Source organism: Mycobacterium sp., assembly GCF_040398885.1.
In the GTDB taxonomy this organism is placed as follows: Bacteria; Actinomycetota; Actinomycetes; order Mycobacteriales; family Mycobacteriaceae; genus Mycobacterium.
This window is the reverse complement of record NZ_JBBATF010000007.1, coordinates 1-6660: the sequence shown is the minus strand read 5'-3', so window position 1 is coordinate 6660 and position 6660 is coordinate 1. Positions and strand designations below refer to the sequence as shown.

Below are 6660 nucleotides of genomic sequence, written 5' to 3'. Positions count from 1 at the left end.
CTTCGCGCAAGCGCTCATCAGAACCCGACGTTCTTCGCGCAAGCGCTCATCAGAAGAACCCCACGGCCTTGTCGCTGTAGGACACCAGCAGGTTCTTGGTCTGCTGATAGTGGTCGAGCATCATCTTGTGGTTCTCCCGGCCGATGCCGGACTGCTTGTAGCCGCCGAACGCCGCGTGCGCCGGGTACTGGTGATAGCAGTTGGTCCAGACCCGCCCGGCCTTGATGTCGCGCCCCGCGCGGTAGGCGACGTTGCCGTTTCGGCTCCACACTCCGGCGCCCAGCCCGTAGAGGGTGTCGTTGGCGATGCGGATGGCGTCGTCGTAGTCGGTGAAGGAGGTCACCGAGACGACGGGCCCGAAGATCTCCTCCTGGAAGATCCGCATCGCGTTGTCCCCGGCGAAGATCGTGGGCTGGACGTAGTAGCCCCCGGAGAGGTCCCCGCCGAGGTCGGAGCGCTCACCGCCGGTGACGACTCTGGCGCCCTCGCTCTTGCCGATCTCGATGTAGGACAGGATCTTCTCCAACTGGTCGTTGGATGCCTGTGCGCCGATCATCGTCTCGGTGTCCAGGGGGTCGCCCTGGCGCACGGCCTTGGTCCGGATCGCCGCCAGCGCCAGGAACTCGTCGTAGATGTCGGACTGGATCAGCGAGCGCGACGGGCAGGTGCACACCTCCCCCTGGTTGAGGGCGAACATGGTGAAGCCCTCCAGCGCCTTGTCCTGGTAGTCGTCGGCGGCTGCCATCACGTCGGAGAAGAAGATGTTGGGGCTCTTGCCGCCCAGTTCCAACGTCACCGGGATGAGGTTCTGGCTGGCGTACTGCATGATCAGCCGCCCGGTGGTCGTCTCGCCGGTGAAGGCGATCTTGGCGATCCGGTTACTCGACGCCAGTGGCTTGCCGGCCTCGACACCGAACCCGTTGACCACGTTGACCACCCCCGGCGGAAGCAGGTCGGCGATCAGCGAGATCAGGTACATGATCGACGCCGGGGTCTGCTCGGCCGGCTTGAGAACGACCGCGTTGCCGGCGGCCAGGGCGGGGGCCAGTTTCCAGACCGCCATGAGGATCGGGAAGTTCCACGGGATGATCTGCCCGACGACGCCCAGCGGTTCGTGGAAGTGGTAGGCGACGGTGTCGTCGTCGATCTGCGACAGCGACCCCTCCTGCGCCCGGATGGCGCCGGCGAAGTAGCGGAAGTGGTCCACCGCCAACGGGATGTCGGCGTTGAGCGTCTCTCGGATCGGCTTGCCGTTGTCCCATGACTCGGCCACCGCGATGTTCTCCAAGTTGGCCTCGATCACGTCGGCGATCTTGTTGAGCAGCACGGCGCGATCGGCCACCGAGGTCCTGCCCCATGCCGGGGCGGCGGCATGGGCGGCGTCCAGTGCCGCGTCGACATCGGCGTCGGTGGATCGCGCCACCTCGCAGAACGGCTGACCGTTGACCGGCGAGAGGGCTTCGAAGTACCGGCCGCCGGCTGGCGGGGTCCACCGGCCGCCGATGAAGTTCTCGTACCGGCTCGCATAGGACATCAGCGCGTCGGAAGCACCGGGACGTGCGTAAACCGTCATCGAGATCCTCTTCTCCGGAGGCGGGATGTAACGCAGCTCACACTACCGTCCCGGTGGGACACGGGCGCTCCGACAAGAATGGCGGGATGGCCGACGACCCGTATCTCTGGCTGGAAGACATCGACGGCGAGGACGCCCTGGACTGGGTGCGCCGCCGCAACGACACCACCATCGCCGAGTTCACCGACGCGGAGTTCGAACGGATGCGCGCCGAGGCACTGGAGGTGCTCGACACCGACACCCGCATCCCCTATGTCCGCCGGCGCGGGGGGTACCTCTACAACTTCTGGCGCGACGCGGCCAACCCGCGGGGTCTGTGGCGGCGGACCACCCTGGACAGCTACCGCACCGAGGATCCCGCCTGGGATGTCATCCTCGACGTCGACGAGTTGGCCCGCGCGGACGGGGAGAACTGGGTATGGGCCGGGGCGGACGTCATCGAACCCGACCACTCGCTGGCGCTGGTCTCTCTGTCGCGCGGCGGATCCGACGCGTCGGTTGTCCGCGAATTCGACATGGCCACAAGATTATTCGCCGACGGTGGTTTCGAACTTCCCGAAGCGAAGTCCCGCATCGCCTGGGAGGACCACGACACCCTGCTGGTGGGCACCGACTTCGGCCCCGACTCGCTGACCGACTCGGGTTATCCCCGAATCGTGAAGCGCTGGCGGCGGGGTCAGCCGCTGGCCGACGCCGAGATCCTGTTCACCGGATCACGCACCGACGTGACGGTGGCCGCCGGGGCGGATCGCACGCCCGGCTACGAGCGAACGCTGATCTACCGCGCGATCGACTTCTTCAACGACGAGCGCTACGAACTCCGATCCGGGGAACTGGTCCGCATCGACGCCCCCACCGACGCATCGGTGTCGGTGCACCGGGACTGGCTGCTGATCGAATTGCGGACCGACTGGGACACCGGAACCGCGCACTTCGCCGCCGGCTCACTGCTGGCAGCCGACTATGAGGAATTCCTCTCGGGCACAACTGAATTAACCGTGGTGTTCGAGCCCGACGCGCACACCTGCCTGCACCAGTACGCCTGGACGCGGGATCGTCTGGTGATGGTGACGTTGGCCGACGTCGCAAGCCGGGTGGAGATCGTCACGCCTGGGTCGTGGACCCGTGAACCAGTCCCCGGACTGCAACCCAGTGGCAACACGGTCATCGTTGCCGCAGACGACACCGGCGAAGAGATCTTCCTGGACTCCAGCGGCTTCCTCACCCCGTCGACGCTGTTGCACGGCACGGCCGGCGGCGCGATGACCGCGATCAAGCAGGCGCCGGAATTCTTCGATGCCGCCGATCTCGAAGTGGCGCAGCATTTCGCGACCTCCGATGACGGCACCCGGGTTCCGTACTTCGTGGTGGGATCCCGAGGCGGGCATCGGGCCGGACCCACGCTGCTCGGCGGCTACGGCGGATTCGAGGTATCGCAGACCCCGGGCTACGGCGGCGTCCTGGGACGGCTGTGGCTGACCCGGGGCGGCACCTACGTGCTGGCCAACATCCGCGGCGGCGGCGAGTACGGTCCCGGCTGGCACACCCAGGCGATGCGCGCGGACCGGCACAAGGTCGCCGAGGACTTCTCCTCTGTGGCCAGGGATCTCGTCCAAAGAGGGATCACGACGCCGGGCCGGCTGGGAGCCCAGGGCGGCAGCAACGGCGGCTTGTTGATGGGCGTCATGCTCACCAAGTACCCCGAACTGTTCGGCGCACTGGTCTGCCAGGTCCCCCTGTTGGACATGAAGCGGTTCCACCTGATGCTGGCGGGCGCCTCGTGGATCGCCGAGTACGGCGACCCCGACAACCCGGACGACTGGGCGTTCATCAGCGAATACTCGCCGTATCAGAACATCAGCGCCGGCAAGCGCTACCCACCGGTGCTGATCACCACCTCGACGCGCGACGACCGGGTGCACCCCGGGCACGCCCGCAAGATGACCGCCGCCCTGGAGCAGGCCGGCCACCCGGTCCGGTACTACGAGAACATCGAGGGCGGCCACGCCGGGGCGGCGGACAACGCGCAGACAGCCTTCAAGTCGGCGCTGGCGTTGACGTTCCTGCACCGCATGCTCGGTGGCAACTCAAAGCCGGCGGCGGATCCAGCGCAGACCAGCCACTGAAATGCAGACCAGCGAGGTGCCCAGTAGCAACGCGCCGACCGCGTCGGTGAAATAGTGGTAGGTGACTGACTGGCCGAGGATGCCCAACGTGGCGAACCCCACCGCCGCCCACACCAGCCAACGACGCACCCCGACGGCCACGATCAGCAACCCCAGCAACACCACCATCAGCGTGGTGTGCCCGCTGGGGTAGGCCAGGGTGTCGTCCTTGAACCGCCCGAAAACCGGCTTGAGGAAGCGTGCGGTCAGGACGGCGACAGCAGGCACCACGACGATCAGCGGCACCAGGGACCACAGCCGCCGGTAGAGCGAGGCCACCACCGCCGCGATCAGCAGTCCCTGGGCGGTGCGCTGGTCGGTCAGGACCAGCAGCGAACTCAGCGGAGTGCCGTGGGCCTGCTGCAGCCAGGCGTCGACCGGTGTGGCACCGCCGCGCACACCCAGGCCGAGCAGAACCATCAGCGGCAGGCCGACCATCGGCCAGCCCAGCAGCACTCTGTCGATCCCGTTGATCAGGTGCGATCCCTCTCAGGTAGGCGGCCCGACCCAGATGCTGGGGGCAGTCGTCGAGAATCGGTGAACTGCATGGTAGTGGCCGGCGAGCAGATCGGCGGGAGGCCGCACCCGTGGGAGTCGCTACGCAACACGTCGCTCCGGGACCGACTGTGCGGTTTCGCACGGAGCACGCCGTACCTGTGGAGAAATCCGCACGGCCGAAGTGACGGCGCGATGCCGCCCTGGCAGCTTGTGCCGCCATGGACGAGGACTGGCCGTTCCGGGGCGCGGAAATCCTGGCCGCCGGCGGGCTCTCCGCCCGTCAGCTCCGCCGCTTCTATGTGGCCGTCTACCCCGGCGTCTACGCGCCACGCGGTATCGATCTGACCGCAGTTCAGCGGGCTCGCGCGGCGTTCCTCTGGTCCCGGGGGAATGCCGTCGTCGCCGGCGTGTCCGCCGCCGCCCTACTCGGCGCCAGATGGATCGAGGCCGGCCAACCCGCTGAGCTCGTGCACGCGAACCGGCGTGCCCCGGCGATGATCACCGTCCGTTCCGACACGCTGCTGGAGCGCGAGACGACCGAGATCGACGGCATGACGGTCACCACCGCCGCCCGCACCGCTTTCGACCTGGGCCGCCGCCTGCCGATCACCGAGGGGGTGCAGCGGCTCGACGCGCTGATGAATGCAACGCGCCTCGGGGTTTCCGAGATACAGGCAGTCGCCGCTCGGCACCCTGGCGCGCGCGGGATCTCCCGGCTCGCCGAGACGATCGCGCTCGTCGATGGCGGCGCCGAGTCGCCGTACGAGTCGCTCACCCGACTGATGCTCGTCCGAGCCGGCCTCCCGGCACCGCAGACTCAGATCCGTGTCGTTGACGAGTATGGATTCGGAGTTGCCTACCTCGATATGGGCTGGCCGGAACACCGGGTAGCCGTCGAGTACGACGGCGCACAGCACTGGACCAGCGCCCAACAACGCCGCAGGGATATCGAGCGACTTGCGGCACTGGAAGCGTTGGGGTGGATAGTCATTCGGGTCAGCAGTGACATGCTTCGCACACCTGCGGCCGTCGTCGCGCGGGTTCGTGCCGCCCTCTCCCGCCGCTGAGTGTGCGGATTTCCACGGGGCGACGGCGTGTTGCGCATGAAACCGCACGCTCGAGCGCCCAGGGCAGCGGGACAACGAAAAGTGCCCCGGCCGCTTGCGGCCGGGGCACTTTTCGTTGGGGGACTTAGAAGTCCATACCGCCCATGCCACCGGTCGGGTCACCGGCGGGTGCGGTGGCCTTCTCCGGCTTGTCGGCGACGACGCACTCCGTGGTCAGGAACAGCGCCGCGATGGACGCCGCATTCTGCAGCGCCGAGCGGGTGACCTTGACCGGGTCGGCGACGCCGGCCTTGAGCAGGTCCTCGTACTCGTTGGTGGCGGCGTTCAGGCCGACACCGGTGGCCGAGTTGCGAACCTTCTCGGCGACAACACCCGGCTCCAGGCCGGCGTTGAAGGCGATCTGCTTCAGCGGAGCCTCGAGCGCAACGCGCACGATGTTGGCACCGGTGGCCTCGTCGCCGGTCAGGTGCAGCTCGTCGAGCGCCGGGGCCGACTGCAGCAGAGCCACGCCGCCACCGGCGACGATGCCCTCCTCGACAGCAGCCTTGGCGTTGCGCACGGCATCCTCGATGCGGTGCTTGCGCTCCTTGAGCTCCACCTCGGTGGCAGCGCCGGCCTTGATCACCGCAACACCGCCGGCCAGCTTGGCCAGGCGCTCCTGCAGCTTCTCGCGGTCGTAGTCGGAGTCGCTGTTCTCGATCTCGCTGCGGATCTGGGCGACCCGGCCGGCGATGGCCTCAGAGTCACCGGCACCCTCGACGATGGTGGTCTCGTCCTTGGTGACGACTACCTTGCGGGCCTGGCCGAGCAGCGAGGTGTCGGCGGTCTCCAGGGACAGCCCGACCTCTTCGCTGATGACCTGACCACCGGTGAGGATGGCCATGTCCTGCAGCATCGCCTTGCGGCGGTCACCGAAGCCCGGGGCCTTGACGGCGACGGACTTGAAGGTGCCGCGGATCTTGTTGACGACCAGGGTGCTCAGGGCCTCGCCCTCGACATCCTCGGCGATGATCAGCAGCGGCTTGCCGGACTGGATGACCTTCTCCAGAAGCGGCAGCAGATCCTTGACGGTCGAGATCTTCGAGCTGACCAGCAGGATGTAGGGATCCTCCAGGACGGCTTCCTGACGCTCGGCGTCGGTCACGAAGTAACCCGAGATGTAGCCCTTGTCGAAGCGCATACCCTCGGTGAGCTCAAGCTGCAGGCCGAAGGTGTTGGACTCCTCGACGGTGATAACACCCTCGTTGCCGACCTTGTCCATGGCCTCGGCGATCAGGTCGCCGATGGTCTGGTCACCGGCGGAGATGCCGGCGGTGGCAGCGATCTGCTCCTTGGTCTCGACCTCTTTGGCCGACTT

General features: G+C 67.4%; 5 protein-coding genes. 2 read left to right on the top strand and 3 right to left on the bottom strand.

The genetic code is table 11. From position 1 onward, the window contains the following. Positions 1 to 49 precede the first annotated feature (49 nt). Positions 50 to 1573 carry an acetaldehyde dehydrogenase ExaC gene (exaC, locus tag ADBZ5U_RS01305; protein ID WP_526261568.1) on the bottom strand — a complete coding sequence of 508 codons (1524 nt, stop codon included), beginning with the start codon at positions 1571 to 1573 and terminating at the stop codon, positions 50 to 52. A gap of 86 nt (positions 1574 to 1659) precedes the next feature. Between exaC and ADBZ5U_RS01300 the strand changes: the two genes are divergently transcribed. Beyond that, positions 1660 to 3699: a prolyl oligopeptidase family serine peptidase gene (locus tag ADBZ5U_RS01300; protein WP_526261566.1), complete on the top strand. Its 2040-nt coding sequence runs from the start codon at positions 1660 to 1662 to the stop codon at positions 3697 to 3699. Here ADBZ5U_RS01300 and ADBZ5U_RS01295 read toward each other — a convergent pair. After that, on the bottom strand, positions 3661 to 4194 hold the full coding sequence (locus ADBZ5U_RS01295) for a phosphatase PAP2 family protein (RefSeq protein WP_526261564.1): 534 nt from the start codon (positions 4192 to 4194) through the stop codon (positions 3661 to 3663). The genes ADBZ5U_RS01300 and ADBZ5U_RS01295 overlap by 39 nt on opposite strands. Positions 4195 to 4454: 260 nt before the next feature. Between ADBZ5U_RS01295 and ADBZ5U_RS01290 the strand changes: the two genes are divergently transcribed. After that, positions 4455 to 5303, top strand: coding sequence for an endonuclease domain-containing protein (locus ADBZ5U_RS01290; protein WP_526261562.1), 849 nt, complete (start codon positions 4455 to 4457; stop codon positions 5301 to 5303). 124 nt (positions 5304 to 5427) lie between these two features. Here ADBZ5U_RS01290 and groL read toward each other — a convergent pair. Next, the coding region (gene groL, locus ADBZ5U_RS01285; RefSeq protein WP_526261560.1) for a chaperonin GroEL at positions 5428 to 6660 on the bottom strand (1233 nt) is incomplete at its 5' end.

Coding starts and splice junctions, on each gene's coding strand:
- ADBZ5U_RS01290 (WP_526261562.1), top strand. CDS start 4,455: ATGGACGAGGACTGGCCGTTCCGGGGCGCGGAAATCCTGGCCGCCGGC.
- ADBZ5U_RS01300 (WP_526261566.1), top strand. CDS start 1,660: ATGGCCGACGACCCGTATCTCTGGCTGGAAGACATCGACGGCGAGGAC.
- exaC (WP_526261568.1), bottom strand. CDS start 1,573: ATGACGGTTTACGCACGTCCCGGTGCTTCCGACGCGCTGATGTCCTAT.